Below are 16,338 nucleotides of genomic sequence, written 5' to 3'. Positions count from 1 at the left end.
GCAATGAAGCTATTCAGCAAGATCGCCGTCGATCGCATTGCCCAACGCTGGCTGCTCGCCTGCGCCACGGCATGCATACCCTGGCTCGCTTTCGCGCCGGCAATGGCCCAGGGCGCGGCGGGCTATCCCGCCAAGCCGGTGCGCATGGTGGTGCCGTTCGCCGCCGGCGGTCCCGCCGACGTGCTCGGGCGCGTGGTCGGCGAGGGCATTTCCAGGGCCATGGGCCAGAGCGTGCTGGTCGACAACAAGGCCGGCGCCGCCGGCACCATCGGTGTGGACATGGTGGCCAAGGCCGCGCCGGACGGCTACACGCTCGCGGTCGTGCCGGTGGGCAATATTGCCGTGAACCCGGCCCTGATGCCGAACCTGCCGTACAAGCCGGCCGACCTCGCGCCGGTGGCCATGCTGGCCACGGCGGAGAACGTACTCGTGGTCAACACGTCCACACACGTGAAATCGCTGCAGGACCTGCTCAGGCTGGCCGCGCAGAAGCCGGGGCAGCTCACCTTCGCTTCGCCCGGCGCCGGCAGCCAGGCGCACCTCGCGGGAGAACTGCTGCAGCAGGACGCCAACATCAAGCTGATCCACGTGCCCTACAAGGGTGTGAGCCCGGCCATGACCGACCTCGTGGGCGGCCAGGTGACGATGATGTTCGCGCAGCTGTCCGCCGCACTGCCCTATATCAAGGCTGGCAAGCTGGTCCCGTTGGGCGTGGCCAGTGCGCGACGGTCCGCGGTACTGCCCGATGTGCCGACCATTGCCGAGCAGGGACTGCCGAAGTTCGAGGCGGTGTCCTGGTATGCACTGATGGCGCCCGCCGGCACGCCGCCGGACCTGCTGCGCAAGCTCAGCAAGCAGACGGAAGCGGTGCTGGCGGACCCGGCGCTCAAGGAGAAGCTGGGCACGCTGGGCATGGAGGCGGCCGGCGGCACACCGGAGCAGCTTGCCGCGACCATCCAGAAGGAGAGCGCACGCTGGGCCGGGCTGATCCGCCAGCGGCACATCACCATCGACTGAACGCCGGCCAGACGTTCCGGCGCGCGGTGCGGTGGCGGCGGCAGGATGGCTTCGCCAGCCTTGCCACGCGTGGCTCCGGCCTGTCAGGCGACCTCGCGCTCTGCCATCTGCGGCACCGCCACCGGCGCATGGGCGCGCACGTGCTGCACCGCCGGATATCCGGCCGCGAACACCAGCCGGCCCGCGCACCAGGTATGCGTGACCAGCGGCTGGCCCGCGATGCCGGCCACGGCAATCACGTCGGCGCGCGCGCCCGGCACCAGCCGGCCGCGGTCATTCAGCATGCAGGCATCGGCCGGATTGGCCGTGACCAGCGCAAGCGCTTCGTTCAACGGCAGTCCCGCCAGCTGCGCGGCAGCGAAGGCCGCGGCGATCAGCGTCGACGGCTGGTAGTCCGAGCACAGGATACGACCGACGCCCGCATGGATGGCATCGATCGCGCGCATCGAACCGCTCTGGCTCTTGCCACGCAGCACATTGGGCGCGCCCAGGATGGTCGGCAGCGCCCGATCCGCGGCGGCCTGCGCCGTCTCCACGTTGATCGGGAACTCGCTCATGCGCACGCCGAGCGCGTGCATGGCGGCAATGCGCTGTGGCGAATCGTCGTCATGGCTGGCCGTCGGGATCTGCAGGCGCTGCGCCGCCGCGAGCAGGCGCTGCACGCGCTCGTTGGCCCCCTCAAGCTGCGCGGTCTTCTTGTGCGCGGCGTCGACAGCTTCCTCGCGGCTCATGCCGTGGTTGCCCATCATGTACGACAGGTAGGCGTCCAGCGTCTTGAACTGGCCTTGTCCGGGCGAATGGTCCATGACCGAGAGCAGGTCGACCACGCCTTCGGCCATCAGCGCTTCGAGCACCGGCACGGCGCTGGCATCGGTCACCTCGTAGCGACAGTGGATGCGGTTGTCGACCAGGCTGTGGCTGCGGTAGGCGGCCACGGTACGCACGAGTGTCGAAGCGGTCTCGTTGTTGCGCACGCCGAACTGGTTGCTGGCGAACGACAGCGCGTGGTACGGCGTGGTGATGCCGGCCGCCGCGTTGCGGCGATCGATCTGCGCCACGGCGAAATCGAGGGGGAACATCACGCCCGCGCGCGGCTCGGCTTCCTTTTCGATGGCATCGGAATGGACGTCGATCAGGCCAGGCATGACCGTGTGGCCGTGCAGGTCGATGACCTCTGCTGAGGCGGGCACGGCATGCGGTGCCGGCTCGATGGCGGCAATGCGCCCGTGCTCGATCAGCAGCGCGCTGTCATGCAGCACGCGGTCGGGCAAGACGAGGGTGGCGTGCGTCAGGTAGGTGGAAGACATTTCCGGTTCCGGTTTCGGTAGGCAGGGCATTCAGGCGATGGCCGTGGCCGGCTGCAGCGGCAGCAGGCGCGTGGCGACGGCTTCGCGTACGGCGTCGTCGTGGAAGATGCCGATCAGGCAGCGGCCTTCGGCCAATGCTTCGCGAATCAGCGCCACCACCACGGCGCGATTGTCGGCGTCGAGCGAGGCCGTCGGTTCATCGAGCAGCAGGATCGGGTGTCCGCCGATCAGTCCGCGGGCGATGTTCACGCGCTGCTGCTCGCCGCCCGAGAACGTGGCCGGCGGCAGGTCCCACAAGCGGCGCGGCAGGTTCAGGCGCTCCAGCAGCGCGGCGGCGCGCGCGCGGGCCTCGTCGCGGCCGGTGCCGCGCTGCTGCAGCGGGTCGGCCACGACATCCAGTGCCGCCACGCGCGGGATCGCGCGCAGGAACTGGCTGACATAGCCGATCACGTCGCGGCGCAGCTTGAGGATGACCTGCTCGGGCGCATGGCTGAGCGTGACCCACGGCGCGTGCGGCGCCGTGGTATCGCGCAGGCGGATGGTGCCCTCGGTGGCCAGGTAGTTGCCATACAGGCAGCGCAGCAGCGTGCTCTTGCCGGTGCCGGACGGGCCCGACAGGACCAGGCACTCGCCGGCGGCGGCATCGAAATCGATGGCGCGCAGCACGGGCAGGCGGATGCCGCCCTGGTTATGCAGCGTGAACATCTTGCCGAGGCCGCGGACCTCGATCATGGCTTGCTTGGGTTCGGCGTGTGTCATGGTCAGCCTTGCAGGATGGACGAAACCAGCAGCTGCGTGTACGGATGCTGCGGGTCGTCGAGAATCTGGTCGGTCAGGCCTTGCTCCACCACGCGGCCGCCTTGCATGACCAGCGTGCGGTGGGCCAGCAGCCGGGCCACGGCCAGGTCGTGCGTGACGAGGATGGCGGCCAGGTCGAGGTCGGTCACCAGGCGGCGCAGCAGGTCGAGCAGGCGCGCCTGCACCGAGACGTCGAGCGAGGCCGTCGGCTCGTCCATGAAGACCAGCCGCGGATGCGTGACCAGGTTGCGCGCGATCTGCAGGCGCTGCTGCATGCCGCCGGAAAACGTCGACGGCACGTCGTCCAGGCGCGCCAGGTCGATTTCCATCTTCTCCAGCCACGCGCCGGCGATCTCGCGCAGGTCGCCATAGTGGCGTTCGCCGACGGCCATCAGCCGTTCGGCGATATTGGCGCCGGCGCTGACCTGCATGCGCAGCCCGTCACGCGCATGCTGGCGCACGAAGCCCCAGTCGGTGCGCGCCAGCAGGCGCATGCGCGCGCTGGAAAGCGTGGCCAGGTCGGTCAGGCCGCTTTCGCGCATGTCGTAGCTGACGCTGCCGCGTTGCGGCGGCGCCTGCATCGACAGGGCTTGCAGCAGCGTGCTCTTGCCCGACCCGGATTCACCCACGACGCACAGCACTTCGCCGGGATAGAGATCGAAATTCACGTCCTGGCAGCCGTGTACGCCGTCCCAGGTGCGCGTGAGATCGCGGACGGAAAGCAGTGGCGTGGCGCTCATTGTGCGGCTCCTTCAGCCTGCTGCGCGGCGACGCGGTCGCCGCAGTACTCGGTGTCCGAGCACACGAACATGCGCGTGCCGGCATCGTCGGTAATGATCTCGTCGAGGAAGCTGTCGGTCGCGCCGCACTGGGCGCAGCAGTGGCTCCATTTCTCGACGGTGAACGGGTGGTCGACGAAATCGAGGCTCTTGACCGCGGTGTACGGCGGCACCGCATAGACGCGCTTCTCGCGCCCGGCACCGAACAGCATCAGCGCGGGGCTGCGGTCGAGCTTCGGGTTGTCGAACTTCGGAATCGGCGACGGCCGCATCATGTAGCGCTGGTTGACGATCACGGGATAGTCGTAAGTGGTGGCGATATGGCCGTGATGGGCAATGTCCTCGTACAGCTTGACGTGCATCGAGCCATACTCGGCCAGCGCGTGCATGGTGCGGGTCTCGCGCTCGCTCGGCTCCAGCCAGCGCAGCGGCTCGGGAATCGGCACCTGGAACACCATTACCTGGCCCGCGCGCAACGGCGATTCGGGGATGCGGTGGCGCGTCTGGATGATGCTGGCCTCGGCCGTGCGCTCGGTCGTCTTCACGCCCGTGACGCGGGCGAAGAAGCGGCGGATATTGATGGCGTTGGTGGTGTCGTCCGAACCCTGGTCGATCACCTTGAGCACGTCCTGCGTGCCGATGATCGCGGCCGTGACCTGGATGCCGCCCGTGCCCCAGCCATAGGGCAGCGGCATTTCGCGGCTGCCGAACGGCACCTGGTAGCCAGGGATCGCCACGGCCTTGAGCAGCGCGCGGCGCAGCATGCGCTTGGTCGACTCGTCGAGGTAGCCGAAGTTGTAGTGGTCGTCGCGGGCCACGGTGGCGGGCACGGCGGTAGCGTCGGTCTGACTCATGATCTGATTCATGCCAGCGTCTCCTCCTGAGGCTGGATAGCGGGGGTGGCCACTGCGGGCGCGCCATCGGGCCGGGCCGCTTCCTGCTCCGCGCGCAGGCGGCGCAGCAGTTCCAGGTTGGCCTGGAAGTCCACGTAATGGGGCAGCTTCAGGTGCTGCACGAAGCCCGAGGCTTCGACGTTGTCGCTGTGGTAGAGCATGAATTCCACGTCATTGGCCGGCGCGTCGGCGGCTTCGCCAAGCTCGTCGGCGCGCATGGCGCGGTCGGCCAGCGCCATCGACATGGCCTTGCGTTCGCCGTAGCCGAACACCAGGCCATAGCCGCGCGTGAAGCGTGGCGCCTCGTTGGCGTTGCCGGTGAACTGGCTGACCATCTGGCATTCGGTCAGCTCGACTTCGCCGATCGTCACCGCAAAGCCCAGCTCTTCCACGAACAGCTCGACTTCCGCCGTGCCATAGCGGATCTCGGCCGCGAACGGGTGCGAGTTGCCGTAGCCGCGCTGCGTGGAGTAGCCCATCGACAGCAGGAAGCCTTCATCCGCGCGCGCCAGGTTCTGCAGGCGCGCGGCGCGGCCCGCGGGCAGCGTCAGCGGTTCGCGGGTCAGGTCGGGCGGGGCCGGGTCGCCGGCGGGAATGGCATCGGCTTCGACCAGTTCATCGGCTTCGAGCAGCGCGGTCACGCGTGGCATGTCGGCGGCCAACGGCTCGGGGGACGGTGCCAGCGGCGCCGGATTGCGCTCGGCTTCGAGCGAGAAGTCCAGCAGGCGCTGCGTATAGTCGTAGGTCGGGCCGAGCACCTGTCCGCCGGGAACATCCTTGAACGTCGACGAGATCCGGCGGTCCAGGCGCATCTTGCCCGTGTCGACCGGCTGGGTGTAGCCAAAGCGCGGCAGCGTGGTGCGGTAGGCGCGCAGCAGGAAGATCGCCTCGATCTGGTCGCCGGCGGCCTGCTTGAGCGCCAGCGCGCCCAGGTGCGGATCGTACAGCGAACCCTCGGCCATCACGCGCGAGACCGCCAGCGGCATCTGCTCGCGGATCTGCGCCAGCGTCAGCTCGGGCACCGCGGTGTCGCCGCGGCGGTAGGCATCGAGCATCTGGTAGGAGTTGAGGATGGCGCGCTCGCCCCCTTTGACGGCTACGTACATGTCAGTCCTCCAGTTGCGTGGTGCGCGTCAGCGCGCAGAATCGGTCGCCACTGGTCAGCAGCAGATCGACGCCGAGCGGGAACGCGGCATGGTTGGCGCGCCAGTTCGTGCGGAAGTCGTCGGGCAGGCCGGCCACCCGCAGTGCCTGCGTGGTCTCGATGCCGGGACCGCGCAGCGACAGCGCTTCACCCTCGGCAAGCGACGCGACTTCCACGATGAGCGTGGCCGACCGGTCCGGATAGGCGGGCTCGCCCTGCGCGCACGCGGCCAGCGGCGGCGGCGCGTGGCCGGCGGGAACGCAGACAAAGGTGGCGGCGCCGACCTCGTCGACCAGCGGGCAGCCGCAGTGGAATCGCAGGAAGGCGCGCACCGCGGCGGGCACGTCCGCGGGCAGCCAGATCGGGGTGTCGGCGTCGGCCAGTGTCAGGAGCAGCGCAGCCTGGGCCGGCGAGAGGCCTTCCGGCACGCCGCTGCCCACCGGCAACGGCTGCACGGTGCCGGGCCGGGCCATGGCATCGAGCGTGGCGCGGAACACCTGCTGGGCGTCTTCGACCGGATTGCCGAAGCCGGGCAGCAATGCCGCGCTGGCGGCGGCGGGGGTGGATGGGAGCGGTTGCATGTCAGTCTTCTCCGCGAACCATGGTGAAAAACTCCACGCGCGTCTGTGCGGCAACGCCCGCGCGGCTGGCCGCGCGTTCGGCGTGGGCCCGGGCGAGCGGCCCAAGCACGGTGTCCTGCACGCGCTGGTGCCAGTCGGCGCGCTGGAGCAGGGCGTCCAGCACGGCCGCCTGCTCGGCATGGCGCGTGCCGCGTCCCTGTACGTAGGCGACGCCCGCCGTGCCACCGCCGGCCCCGCCTTCGAGCACGACGGCGCAGCGCGTCACCGAGATTTCGCCGAGGTTGAATTGCGCGCCGGTGCCGCCGGCACGGGCGCGCACCATGGCCATGCCGGCTTCCGGCCTGCGCAGCAGGCGGTAGGCGGGCAGGGCGCCTTGCCCGGAAAGTTGCGCGTAGGCCGCGTCGAGCGCATCCGGCTGCGCCAGCGCCAGGATGCGCAGCCACGCAGCCCGGGCTGCGCTGGCATCCGCCGTGGTATCGTCTTGCATCGTCACCCCTATACGTCTATACGTTTAGATGTTAACTGTATCAGCACGGCGACACTAGAACACACTGGCATGAAGCTTTTGTGACGGGCCCGGCCAATGCTCGAACACGAACGTCGCCGGCCGGGGCTGAGGCACAATGACGGGGACGGACCGGAGGACCACAGGCGCGCCTTGGCATGCCTGCAGTGAAATCCGCTCCGGTGAATGCTTGATGACAAAAGGCAAGGCAAGACAATGTCTGATCGAGAAGTCGAACGGGGTTCCGGCGTGGCGGTATGGCGCCAGATTGGCGAGGCGCTGGCGCAGGACATCCGCAACAAGCTCTATGGCCCCGGTGAACAACTGCCGCCGGAGCCGGAGCTGGCCAGCCGCTTCGCGGTCAACCGCCACACCATCCGCCGCGCCATGGGTGAGCTGGAGCTGAACGGCCTGGTGCGGATCGAGCAGGGCCGCGGCACCTTCGTGCAGGAGCACGCGATCGATTATGCGATCGGGCGCCGCACGCGCTTTTCGCAGAACCTCGCGGCGCAGGGCATGCGCGGCCATATCGAGATCCTGGACAGCCGCGTGATGCGCGCGCCCGAAATGGCCAGGCACCTCGGGCTGCCACGGACGGCGGACATCCTGCACGTGCAGATGATCGGCAAGGCGGAAGACCGCACCATCGACGTCGCCGACCACTACTTCGACAACAAGCGCTTTCCCGGCCTGGCCGAGCAGCTGCGCGAGAAACTGTCGATCTCGCGCGGGCTGGCGCACTTTGGCATTGCCGACTACACACGCAAATGGTCGCGCATCACGGCGGCGATGCCCAGCGCGCCCGTCGCGCGGCTGCTGAACCAGCCCAAGACGCGCCCCGTGCTGCAGGTGGAAGCGCTGAACGTCGATATCGACGGCGCGCCGTTGCAGTACAGCATGACCCGTTTTGCCGGAGACTGGGTGCAGCTCACCGTTTCCGACGGCGACTAGCGATCCACCATCCGGGCATCGAGAACGATTCCGTGACGACCAGGAACGATGGCGCCCCGCCGCATTGGTCTAGACATCTGGCTGTCACGCACCGGCGCTAACGTATCGACCATGCATATCACTAGCCAAGCTACTACGGCCCCGCTCGCGGGGATCACAGGCCGCCGCGTGCTGGGCGCGGGCGGCATCGTCCCGGCCACGCTCGGGTTTCACGACGGCTGCGTGGCGCAGCCCGTGCCGCAGACGGGGCCTTGCCTCGACGCGGGCGACCTGCTCGTGCTGCCCGGCATCGTCGACATCCATGGCGATGCGTTCGAGCGTGCCGTGATGCCGCGCCCCGGCGTGAGCTTTCCGTATGCGGGCGCGCTGCTCGACGTGGATCGCCAGCTGCTCGCGCACGGCATCACCACCGAGTTCCACGGCGTGACGCTGTCGTGGGAGGGCGGGCTGCGCGGCGAGGCCTACGCGCTGCGGATGTTCGAAGCGCTGGCCCAGCTGCAGCCGGTGCTTGGCGCCTCGCACAAGGTGCACCTGCGCTTCGAGGCCTACCACCTCGACGGCGTGGAAACCGCGCTGGCATGGATGGAAGCCGGGCGCGTCGGGCTGCTGGCGATCAACGACCACCTGCCCACCATGGCCCGCCGCATCGGCGATGAGCGCAAGGTCCTGCAATACGCGGAGCGGGCGGAGTGCGACATGGAAACCTTCCGCAACCGCCTGCGCGCGGCCAGCCGCCATGCGCAGGATGTACCGGCCGCCATGTCCCGGCTGGTAGCGGCGGCGTGCGGCGCGGGCCTGCCCGTGGCGTCGCATGACGACCCGGACCTCGCCACGCGCCAGCACTACCACCGGCAGGGTTGCCGCATCGCGGAGTTCCCGCTCACGGTCGAGACCGCGCGCCTGGCCCGCCAGCTCGGCGACGATGTCGTATTCGGCGCGCCGAATGTGGTGCGCGGCACCAGCCACACCGGCGCGCCCAATGCCACGGAAATGGTGTCGGCGGGCCTGTGCACGGTGCTCGCGTCCGACTACTACTACCCGGCGCCGCTGCAGGCCGCCTTCCGGCTGGCGCAGCTCGGCGTCGTGGACCTGCCCGGCGCCTGGAAGCTGGTGTCGCGCAATCCGGCGCGTGCCGCGGGCCTGCGCGACCGCGGCACGCTGGCACCGGGCCTGCGCGCCGACGCGATCGTAGTCGATGACCGCCAGCCCGGGCTGCCGCGCGTGGTCGCGACGATCGTCGGCGGCGAGCTGAAACATGCCGCCCTGTCACTTCCCGTGACGGACATCTCCGGTGCCAGGTTCGCCGGCAATGACAGCAAGGCGGCCTGATCATGCAAGCCCATCGCTACGCCATCTACCTGGCCCCCGGCGAACCGTTCCGCACGTTCGGCAGCCAGTGGCTCGGCCGCGACGCCGACACCGGCACCGCGCTGCCCCATCCGGACCGTCCGCAGGCTTGGGTCGACGCGCCCGCGCACTACGGCCTGCACGCCACCCTGAAGCCGCCGTTCAGGCTGGCAGCGGGCACCACGGCACCGATGCTCGACGCCGCAGCCCGCGCCTTCGCGCGGGAACAGGCTGCGTTTGCTGCGCCGCTGGTGCTGCGTTCGCTGCGCGGCTTCCTGGCCTGGTGCCTGGACGAGAAGAGCGCCGGAGCCCGCGTGACACACGCGCTGGCCGATGCCTGCGTGCAGGCTTTCGAGCCGTTCCGCGCACCGGCCACCGCCGGGGAAGTGGCGCGCCGCAAGCCCGATCAGCTCACGGCGGCACAGCGCCAGATGCTGGAAACCTGGGGCTACCCCTATGTGTTCGACACCTTCAAGTTCCATATCACGCTGACCGGCATGCTGGCGCCCGCGGAGGCCGAAGCCGCGCTTGCAAGACTGTCCGACGATTGCCGCACGCTGCTGCAGGCGCCGCTGCGGGTGGACGGTATCAGCGTATTCGTGCAGCCGAAAGCCGGTGATGACTTCGTCGTCGGCAGGCATTACGGTTTCGACGGCGGCGTGGTGGACGGAGCGGGCACGGCCTGCCTGGAACCATGAGCCCGCCCGTGAGCATCGACGGCAGCGGCCTGTTCTACCTCATGGGGCCATCGGGCAGCGGCAAGGATTCGCTGCTGCGCGCGCTGCATTCGCGACTGGGGCCGGACGACCGCGTGGTCGTGGCCCATCGCTACATCACGCGCGATGCGGATGCCAACGAGGCATCCGTCTCCCTTTCCGCTGACGAGTTCGAGCGCCGTGCCGGCCTCGGCTGCCTGGCTTTGCACTGGCGCAGCCATGGCCTGCACTACGGCATCGGCCTGGAGATCGAGTCGTGGCTGGCGCGCGGCCTGAAGGTCATCGTCAACGGCTCGCGCGAGTACCTGCCGCATGCGGTGGCGCGCTACCCGAAGCTTTGCGCCGTACATGTCCGCGTCAAGCCGGAAGTGCTGGGGGCACGCCTGCGCCAGCGCGGCCGGGAATCGGAAGAGGCGATCGCGCGGCGCCTGGCACGCGCGACTGCAGACTTTGCCGTACCGGCGCAATGCCGGCTGGTCGAGATCGACAACAGCGGCGCGCTGGACGATTCGACGCAAGCCTTCGCGCGCCTCGTTGGCGTCTGACCGGCGTCTGACTGGCGTCTGACTGGCGTCTGACCGGGTGACGGGGCGCCTACAGCGCCGTGCTGAAACTGATGCCGTGCTCGGTGAACCCGAGCCCCCGATAGAACGCATGGGCACGCAGGCGCCGCGCGCTGGAGGAAAGGGCCAGCTTGCAGGCGCCGGCTTCACGCGCCAGCCGCATGGCTTCGTGCATCATGGCCTTGCCGATGCCCGTGCCGCGCGCGGCGGGCGCGACCACGACGCCTTCAACGATGGCCTCCGGGCGTCCGTCGTGGACCATGACCGGGAACAGCAGCAGGCTGAAGGTGCCCAGCGGCACGTCGTCCGCATCGACCATCAGGTAGCAGCGGTAGAACGGGAAAGCCCGCATCGCCGCGTAGCGCTCGCGCATGGTGGCCAGCGGCAGTTCCGGCTCGTCGTCCATGGTCGCGAGCAGGGCAGCAAGCTGCCGGAGCTCTTCGTCGCTGCCTTGCACCTCGCGCACTGCCATCACCGCATCGCTCATGCCGCGGGACGTGCGCAGCGCGCGGCCATGTCCAGGTAGTGCGCGAGCGGCGGCGTGGGCAAGTCCACTACCTTGGCCAGGTCGTCGTAGCGGCGCAGGCGCACGGCGGCGTCGGCATGCGGGCCCGCGGCGAACGCGGCGCCCTGGGCCGCGTCGTACGGGCCGCCCTGCAGCGCAAGGCTGTGGACGGAGGCCGGCGACAGCGTGCCGAAGTAGCTTGCATCCACCGCGCACAGATAGCGCTTGGCGGCGACGTGCAGGCGGATCGGCTCGGTGACGCCCGGACCGAAGAGCTCCGCCAGCGCGTCAGCCGCGGCTTCCTGGTGGCGCATGTCGGTGGTGCTGCTTTCGGCCAGCATCAGGTGGCCGACGTCGTGCAGCAACGCCGCGACGATCAGCGGCTCGGGTTCGCCGGCCTGTTCGGCCAGGTGCGCGCACTGGAGCGCGTGGGCGGTCTGGCTGATCGCCTCGCCGCCATAGTAGGCGGTGCCGTGGCTGGCAAACAGCGATTCAATGCGGGGCAGGGTCAGCATGGGATTCTGCACAGGGTGGAGTTCGTTCGCTCAGACCAGTACCTTGCGGATCTGCGCCGAGACCACGTCGATCGCCGTCACGAACACGATGATGATGATCATCACGGCGCAGGTCTGGCCGTACTGGAAGCTGCGGATGATTTCCCACAGCACGGTGCCGATGCCGCCGGCGCCGACGATGCCCACTACCGAAGCCGAACGCACATTCGACTCGAAGCGGTACAGCGCGAACGACAGCCACAGCGGCAACACCTGCGGAATGACGCCGTAGACGATCTCTTCCAGCGGACCCGCGCCGGTGGCGCGCACGCCTTCGACGGGGCGCGGGTCGATGGCCTCGACGGCCTCCGCGAAGAGTTTGGCCAGTACGCCGGTGGTGTGGATCCAGAGGGCCAGCACGCCGGCAAAAGGACCCAGGCCGACGGCCACGATGAACAGCATGGCAAAGACCATCTCGTTGATGGCGCGGCAGGCGTCCATGATGCGGCGCGCTGGCTGGTAGACCCATGCCGGCACGATATTGGCCGAGCATAGCAGGCCGAACGGCACGGCCATGACGACGGCAATGGCCGTGCCCCATACCGCGATCTGCACGGTCACGAGCATTTCGTCGAGATAGTGGCGCCAGTCGCGGAAGTCGGGCGGGAAGAAGTCGGCGGCGAACTGGGCCATGTTGCCGGAATCGCGCAACAGGTCCAGCGGGCGCATGTCGGCGCCGTTCCAGGACAGGGCAAGCATGGCCAGCACGATCGCCCAGATCAGCATCACGGAAATCGGTGTGCGCGGCGGCCGGGCCTGGCTGCTCGGGGAGGGCGGCAGGGCGCGCCTGGTGGAGGCGGTCATGGGGACAGTCCGATGTGGCGAGATGACAAAACAAGAGACGGCGGCTGGCGGCACGTGCGTGCGCCACCCGCCGGGGGGATTACTGCGTGCTGACGGCCTTGTCGAGATCGGCCAGGCGGCGCGACACGTCGGCGAGCTGCTTCTGCTTGTCGGCCGCGGCCAGCGTGGTATCGGTCTCGATGCGCGCCTTCTCCTTGGCCAGTTCGATCTGGCGGATCGGCACGAGCTGGGCGTCGCTGGACGGACGGAAGCCCTGGTAGGTCAGCGTGGCCAGCACCTGCTTCTCGCGCGCGGCGTCGGCACCCTTGCCGTAGTTGACGAAGAAAGTCTGGATCTTCTTCTTCATGTCGGCCGGCAGGTCCTTGCGGTAGACCATCGGGTCCGCCGGGATCAGCGGGGACTTCCACAGTACGCGCACCATGTCATACGGGTTCTTGCCCGTGTTGATGCGGTAGCGCTCGAAGTTCTCAGTGTTGTTGACGGCCACGTCGACCTGCTTGTTCAGCACGGACAGCAGGTTGGTTTCATGGTTGCTGATGCGCACGGCCTTGAACAGGGTCTTGGGCTCGACCTTGTTGGCGGCCCACAGGTAGTAGCCCGGCACGGCGGTGCCGGAGGTGGAGTTCGGATCGCCGGCGCCGTAGCTCAGTTCCTTGCCGCGCTTGATGACGTCTTCCACGCTCTTGATGTCGCTGTCCTTGTTGACGATCAGCAGCGACCAGTAGCCCGGGTTGCCGTCCTTGTCGATCACGGAGGCGAACACTTCGCCGTTGGCGCGGTCCACGGCTTCCATGGCCGACTTGTTGCCGAACCACGCGATCTGAACCTTGTTGAAGCGCATGCCTTCAATGATGCCGGCGTAGTCCGAGGCAAAGAACGGCTTGATGGTGACGCCCAGCGACTTGCTGAGGTCGTCGATCAGCGGCTGCCAGGCCGACTTCAGGTTCGACGACGATTCCGTCGAGATAAAGCCGATGTTGAGCGTCTTGGCGTCCTGCGCAAAAGCGGGCATGGCGACCACGCCCGATGCGACCACGGCGAGAAAAGTTCTGCGAAGCATGGATGACTCCGGTTGGAAATCGATCAGGAGAACGTCTTGGAAACGTCTTGAAAAAGAACAACGGGCGACAGCTGTCAGGCCGTCGCGAGATTCATGGGTGCCAGCACGGGAGCGGCAGCGGGCATGCTTTCCGGCTCGCTGGCCAGGGTGTCGTGCAGCAGTTCTTCCGCCTCGGTACCGTACAGATCGCGCAGCATGCCGGGCGTGAGCGCGGCGGACGGGCCGTCGTAGACGACCTTGCCATGGCGCAGCGCGACCACGCGCGGGCAATAGCGCATCGCTACGTCCACCTGGTGCAGCGACACCACCACGGCTACCTGGCGCGTGCGGTTGATCTGCGACAGCAAGGACATCACGCGTCGCGACGATTCCGGGTCCAGCGAGGCGATCGGCTCGTCGGCCAGGATCACGCGGGCGTTCTGCACCAGCGTGCGGGCAATGGCGGCGCGCTGCTGCTGGCCGCCCGAGAGCGTCGAGGCGCGCTGGAACGCATAGTCGTCTATACCAACCTGGGCAAGCGCATCAAGGCCAGCCTGGATCTCATCGGCCCTGAACAGGCGCAACAGGCTGCGCCACTTCGGCAGACGCGACAGCATGCCGACCAGCACGTTGGTCATGACCGGCAAGCGTCCGACAAGGTTGAACTGCTGGAACACGAAACCGATTTCCGAGCGAACGCTGCGCACGTTTCGAGCGAGGCGTCCGTTGCTCTGGACGGTGCGGCCGTTCACGAGGATTTCGCCGCAGCGGGCATCGCTGGTAATAAAGCCGGCAATGTGGCGCAGCAGCGTAGACTTGCCGGAGCCCGAGGCGCCCAGCAGCGCGACCATTTCGCCGGGCGCGACGCGCAGCGTGACATCGTCAAGCGCCTTGCGGTCTGCGCGGAACGACTTGGTCAGGCCGCGTACTTCGATGGCATGCATCATCTCGACTCCCTTGCTTGAATGACGAGCGCATTCTGGCTGCGGCCCATGACAGAACGATGACGAATGACGGGGCCGCCGCAAGCAGCGGGAGAGGGGCGTAGAGGGGACGTAGCGGGGACGTAGCGGGGACGTAGCGGGGACGTGCAGTTGAATTTCGTCACACAACAGTCATAATCGCTTTACAGAATGATCCTCAACCGGGCTTCGATGCAATCGCTGATGCGCGTGACGATTCGTATGATCACCGTACCGGGAACCCCCGGACGGGCGGCCCTTCACAGGGCGGCTGTTTACCCGACCTCGGAAGACGGCGCGGACCCGCTGATGGTGAGCGACTGGAGCCAGCGCGAGCCTGAAGTCTTCCTCGCTGCGCAAACGTGGGCGCGAAGCCGCGCTTTCATCATTTCCAATCCGCGCAGCGGCTCTTTCTACGGCGGTCGGTACGGTCGGTACTAGCCGTTAGCGCCGGGGGCGACGCACCCGTACGGTGCGCAGGTCGATACGGCACAAGGATGGCCATGAGGCCATCGTGCTTTCGCGCGTATTGCACGCGGATTGCGCTTCCATCGCCGAATCCAGCGCATACAATCCTCTAGTCAAACCAGCATTTCCGCCACGATAGCGCCGGACTGCCAGCCGGCCGTGGGCGGGACGGTGCGTGCGTCCTTTGCAGCGGGATGACCGCGGACTCTCAAACTCGAACAATAAGCGGAGGTGCCGTCATGGTCCGTGCCCGTCTGTTCGGCATCGTGCGGTCCTGCCTGGCGACCGCCTGCGCCGCCTTCCTGCTTGCCCCGGCAACCGGGGCGCGCGCGGCCGAGGTGACCGGCGCAGGATCCACCTTCGTCTACCCCGTGATGGCCAAATGGGCGGCCACGTACTACACCAAGACCGGCAAGGCGATCAACTACCAGGCCATCGGCTCCGGCAGCGGCATCCAGCAGGTCAAGTCCGGCATGGTGACGTTCGGCGCCACCGACATGCCGCTGCGGCCCGAAGAGTTGCAGGCGGCGGGCCTGGCGCAGTTCCCGCTGGTGGTGGGGGGCGTGGTGCCGGTGGTCAATCTCGACGGTATCGGCGCCGGGCAGGTGCGCCTGACCGGTGCGCTGCTGGCGGGAATCTTCCAGGGCAAGATCGTGAACTGGAATGACCCGACCATTGCGCAGGTCAATCCCGGTATCGCCTTCCCCGACCAGAAGATCGTGGTGGTTCACCGCAGCGACCGTTCCGGCACCACGTTCAACTGGACCGACTACCTGTCGAAGGTCAGCAACGACTGGAAGAGCAGTGTGGGGTCCGGCACCACGGTCAAGTGGCCGGCCGGCGTAGGCGCCAACGGCAACGAGGGGGTGTCGCTGTATATCCGCAGCGTCAAGGGTGCGATCGGCTATGTGGAGCTGTCCTACGCATTGCAGCGCAAGCTGCCTTATACCGCCTTGCAGAACCAGGCGGGCGCGTACGTCCAGCCGACGCGCGACACCTTCAGCGCGGCCGTTGCGTCCGCGAGCTGGATGCCGCAGCAGGACTTCTACCAGGTCGTCACGAACGCACCCGGGGCCAATGCCTGGCCCATTGCCGGCGTGGTGTTCGTGCTGATGCCCCGCGCACCCAATGGCAATGGTGGCACCAAGGATGCGCTCGCGTTCTTCCGGTGGGCATTGCGCGAAGGGCAGGCCGACGCGGCCATCGAACACTACGTAGCGCTCCCGCCGACGCTGATCGATCAGGTCGAAGCCTATTGGGGGCAATCGTTCAAGCAGGGCACCAGCCCCGCTGTGCGCAGCGTCGGGGAACCATAGCTTCGACCGCGCGGATGCGCCGGCGCCGCTTCGCCAGTCATGGTGCCGTCACGGCATGGTGCTATTCAGGCGGTATGCCGTTGCCAAGC

General features: G+C 68.1%; 19 protein-coding genes. 7 read left to right on the top strand and 12 right to left on the bottom strand.

Going from position 1 to position 16,338, the window contains the following annotated elements; all coding sequences use genetic code 11:
* Positions 1-3 precede the first annotated feature (3 nt).
* Entirely contained in the window at positions 4-1,017 is a 1,014-nt protein-coding gene (locus KHO22_RS17320) for a Bug family tripartite tricarboxylate transporter substrate binding protein (RefSeq protein WP_211948392.1), read from the top strand.
* An 83-nt stretch (positions 1,018-1,100) separates the two neighbouring features.
* Here the strand turns inward: KHO22_RS17320 and KHO22_RS17315 are convergent, their stop codons facing one another.
* Genes KHO22_RS17315 through phnG form a run of 7 tightly spaced genes read right to left on the bottom strand, consistent with a single transcriptional unit; the run spans position 1,101 to position 7,006 of the window.
* Entirely contained in the window at positions 1,101-2,324 is a 1,224-nt protein-coding gene (locus tag KHO22_RS17315; RefSeq protein WP_211948391.1) for an alpha-D-ribose 1-methylphosphonate 5-triphosphate diphosphatase, read from the bottom strand.
* A 30-nt stretch (positions 2,325-2,354) separates the two neighbouring features.
* Complete coding sequence (phnL, locus tag KHO22_RS17310) at positions 2,355-3,083, bottom strand: phosphonate C-P lyase system protein PhnL (protein ID WP_211948390.1); 729 nt, start codon at positions 3,081-3,083, stop codon at positions 2,355-2,357.
* A 2-nt stretch (positions 3,084-3,085) separates the two neighbouring features.
* A complete protein-coding gene (gene phnK / locus KHO22_RS17305) occupies positions 3,086-3,862 on the bottom strand; it encodes a phosphonate C-P lyase system protein PhnK (protein ID WP_211948389.1) in 777 nt (258 codons plus the stop codon).
* Positions 3,859-4,767: an alpha-D-ribose 1-methylphosphonate 5-phosphate C-P-lyase PhnJ gene (locus tag KHO22_RS17300; protein ID WP_420839613.1), complete on the bottom strand. Its 909-nt coding sequence runs from the start codon at positions 4,765-4,767 to the stop codon at positions 3,859-3,861. The genes phnK and KHO22_RS17300 overlap by 4 nt, the downstream gene beginning before the upstream one ends.
* Positions 4,764-5,900, bottom strand: coding sequence for a carbon-phosphorus lyase complex subunit (locus KHO22_RS17295; protein WP_211948388.1), 1,137 nt, complete (start codon positions 5,898-5,900; stop codon positions 4,764-4,766). The genes KHO22_RS17300 and KHO22_RS17295 overlap by 4 nt, the downstream gene beginning before the upstream one ends.
* A gap of 1 nt (position 5,901) precedes the next feature.
* A complete protein-coding gene (phnH, locus tag KHO22_RS17290; protein WP_211948387.1) occupies positions 5,902-6,519 on the bottom strand; it encodes a phosphonate C-P lyase system protein PhnH in 618 nt (205 codons plus the stop codon).
* Between the two features lies 1 nt (position 6,520).
* Entirely contained in the window at positions 6,521-7,006 is a 486-nt protein-coding gene (gene phnG / locus KHO22_RS17285) for a phosphonate C-P lyase system protein PhnG (RefSeq protein ID WP_211948386.1), read from the bottom strand.
* 234 nt (positions 7,007-7,240) lie between these two features.
* Here phnG and phnF point away from each other — a divergent pair, with 234 nt between their 5' ends.
* The 4 genes from phnF to phnN all read left to right on the top strand — a co-directional run bounded on the left by phnF (position 7,241) and on the right by phnN (position 10,583).
* A complete protein-coding gene (phnF, locus tag KHO22_RS17280) occupies positions 7,241-7,975 on the top strand; it encodes a phosphonate metabolism transcriptional regulator PhnF (RefSeq protein WP_211948385.1) in 735 nt (244 codons plus the stop codon).
* A 111-nt stretch (positions 7,976-8,086) separates the two neighbouring features.
* Positions 8,087-9,304: an alpha-D-ribose 1-methylphosphonate 5-triphosphate diphosphatase gene (locus KHO22_RS17275; protein WP_211948384.1), complete on the top strand. Its 1,218-nt coding sequence runs from the start codon at positions 8,087-8,089 to the stop codon at positions 9,302-9,304.
* Complete coding sequence (locus KHO22_RS17270) at positions 9,301-10,020, top strand: DUF1045 domain-containing protein (RefSeq protein ID WP_211948557.1); 720 nt, start codon at positions 9,301-9,303, stop codon at positions 10,018-10,020. Before KHO22_RS17275 ends, KHO22_RS17270 begins: the two co-directional genes overlap by 4 nt.
* Complete coding sequence (phnN, locus tag KHO22_RS17265) at positions 10,017-10,583, top strand: phosphonate metabolism protein/1,5-bisphosphokinase (PRPP-forming) PhnN (RefSeq protein ID WP_211948383.1); 567 nt, start codon at positions 10,017-10,019, stop codon at positions 10,581-10,583. The genes KHO22_RS17270 and phnN overlap by 4 nt, the downstream gene beginning before the upstream one ends.
* Positions 10,584-10,632: 49 nt before the next feature.
* Here phnN and KHO22_RS17260 read toward each other — a convergent pair whose 3' ends face one another.
* The 5 genes from KHO22_RS17260 to phnC all read right to left on the bottom strand — a co-directional run bounded on the left by KHO22_RS17260 (position 10,633) and on the right by phnC (position 14,450).
* Positions 10,633-11,088 (bottom strand): GNAT family N-acetyltransferase, encoded by a 456-nt coding sequence (locus tag KHO22_RS17260; RefSeq protein WP_211948382.1) that lies wholly within the window; start codon positions 11,086-11,088, stop codon positions 10,633-10,635.
* Positions 11,085-11,621 carry a phosphonate degradation HD-domain oxygenase gene (locus tag KHO22_RS17255; RefSeq protein ID WP_211948381.1) on the bottom strand — a complete coding sequence of 179 codons (537 nt, stop codon included), beginning with the start codon at positions 11,619-11,621 and terminating at the stop codon, positions 11,085-11,087. The genes KHO22_RS17260 and KHO22_RS17255 overlap by 4 nt, the downstream gene beginning before the upstream one ends.
* Before the next feature lie 30 nt (positions 11,622-11,651).
* Positions 11,652-12,464 (bottom strand): phosphonate ABC transporter, permease protein PhnE, encoded by an 813-nt coding sequence (gene phnE, locus KHO22_RS17250; RefSeq protein WP_211948380.1) that lies wholly within the window; start codon positions 12,462-12,464, stop codon positions 11,652-11,654.
* Between the two features lie 79 nt (positions 12,465-12,543).
* Positions 12,544-13,524 (bottom strand): phosphonate ABC transporter substrate-binding protein, encoded by a 981-nt coding sequence (phnD, locus tag KHO22_RS17245; RefSeq protein WP_211948379.1) that lies wholly within the window; start codon positions 13,522-13,524, stop codon positions 12,544-12,546.
* Positions 13,525-13,598: 74 nt separating this feature from the next.
* Complete coding sequence (gene phnC, locus KHO22_RS17240; protein ID WP_211948378.1) at positions 13,599-14,450, bottom strand: phosphonate ABC transporter ATP-binding protein; 852 nt, start codon at positions 14,448-14,450, stop codon at positions 13,599-13,601.
* A 186-nt stretch (positions 14,451-14,636) separates the two neighbouring features.
* On the opposite strand from phnC, the gene KHO22_RS17235 reads away from it, so the two are divergent.
* Together KHO22_RS17235 and pstS are read left to right on the top strand one after the other, a co-directional pair.
* Positions 14,637-14,906: a CDP-diacylglycerol pyrophosphatase gene (locus KHO22_RS17235; protein ID WP_230426912.1), complete on the top strand. Its 270-nt coding sequence runs from the start codon at positions 14,637-14,639 to the stop codon at positions 14,904-14,906.
* A gap of 266 nt (positions 14,907-15,172) precedes the next feature.
* Positions 15,173-16,249, top strand: coding sequence for a phosphate ABC transporter substrate-binding protein PstS (pstS, locus tag KHO22_RS17230; protein ID WP_211948377.1), 1,077 nt, complete (start codon positions 15,173-15,175; stop codon positions 16,247-16,249).
* Positions 16,250-16,338 lie beyond the last annotated feature (89 nt).

Source organism: Cupriavidus yeoncheonensis (assembly GCF_905397275.1).
GTDB lineage: Bacteria > Pseudomonadota > Gammaproteobacteria > Burkholderiales > Burkholderiaceae > Cupriavidus > Cupriavidus yeoncheonensis.
This window is presented reverse-complemented; position numbering and strand designations above follow the sequence as displayed.

Coding starts and splice junctions, on each gene's coding strand:
- KHO22_RS17315 (WP_211948391.1), bottom strand. CDS start 2,324: ATGTCTTCCACCTACCTGACGCACGCCACCCTCGTCTTGCCCGACCGC.
- phnD (WP_211948379.1), bottom strand. CDS start 13,524: ATGCTTCGCAGAACTTTTCTCGCCGTGGTCGCATCGGGCGTGGTCGCC.
- phnE (WP_211948380.1), bottom strand. CDS start 12,464: ATGACCGCCTCCACCAGGCGCGCCCTGCCGCCCTCCCCGAGCAGCCAG.
- KHO22_RS17235 (WP_230426912.1), top strand. CDS start 14,637: ATGATCCTCAACCGGGCTTCGATGCAATCGCTGATGCGCGTGACGATT.
- KHO22_RS17320 (WP_211948392.1), top strand. CDS start 4: ATGAAGCTATTCAGCAAGATCGCCGTCGATCGCATTGCCCAACGCTGG.
- phnC (WP_211948378.1), bottom strand. CDS start 14,450: ATGATGCATGCCATCGAAGTACGCGGCCTGACCAAGTCGTTCCGCGCA.
- KHO22_RS17295 (WP_211948388.1), bottom strand. CDS start 5,900: ATGTACGTAGCCGTCAAAGGGGGCGAGCGCGCCATCCTCAACTCCTAC.
- pstS (WP_211948377.1), top strand. CDS start 15,173: ATGGTCCGTGCCCGTCTGTTCGGCATCGTGCGGTCCTGCCTGGCGACC.
- KHO22_RS17300 (WP_420839613.1), bottom strand. CDS start 4,767: ATGAATCAGATCATGAGTCAGACCGACGCTACCGCCGTGCCCGCCACC.
- phnN (WP_211948383.1), top strand. CDS start 10,017: ATGAGCCCGCCCGTGAGCATCGACGGCAGCGGCCTGTTCTACCTCATG.
- KHO22_RS17255 (WP_211948381.1), bottom strand. CDS start 11,621: ATGCTGACCCTGCCCCGCATTGAATCGCTGTTTGCCAGCCACGGCACC.
- KHO22_RS17260 (WP_211948382.1), bottom strand. CDS start 11,088: ATGAGCGATGCGGTGATGGCAGTGCGCGAGGTGCAAGGCAGCGACGAA.
- phnK (WP_211948389.1), bottom strand. CDS start 3,862: ATGAGCGCCACGCCACTGCTTTCCGTCCGCGATCTCACGCGCACCTGG.
- phnL (WP_211948390.1), bottom strand. CDS start 3,083: ATGACACACGCCGAACCCAAGCAAGCCATGATCGAGGTCCGCGGCCTC.
- phnH (WP_211948387.1), bottom strand. CDS start 6,519: ATGCAACCGCTCCCATCCACCCCCGCCGCCGCCAGCGCGGCATTGCTG.
- phnG (WP_211948386.1), bottom strand. CDS start 7,006: ATGCAAGACGATACCACGGCGGATGCCAGCGCAGCCCGGGCTGCGTGG.
- phnF (WP_211948385.1), top strand. CDS start 7,241: ATGTCTGATCGAGAAGTCGAACGGGGTTCCGGCGTGGCGGTATGGCGC.
- KHO22_RS17275 (WP_211948384.1), top strand. CDS start 8,087: ATGCATATCACTAGCCAAGCTACTACGGCCCCGCTCGCGGGGATCACA.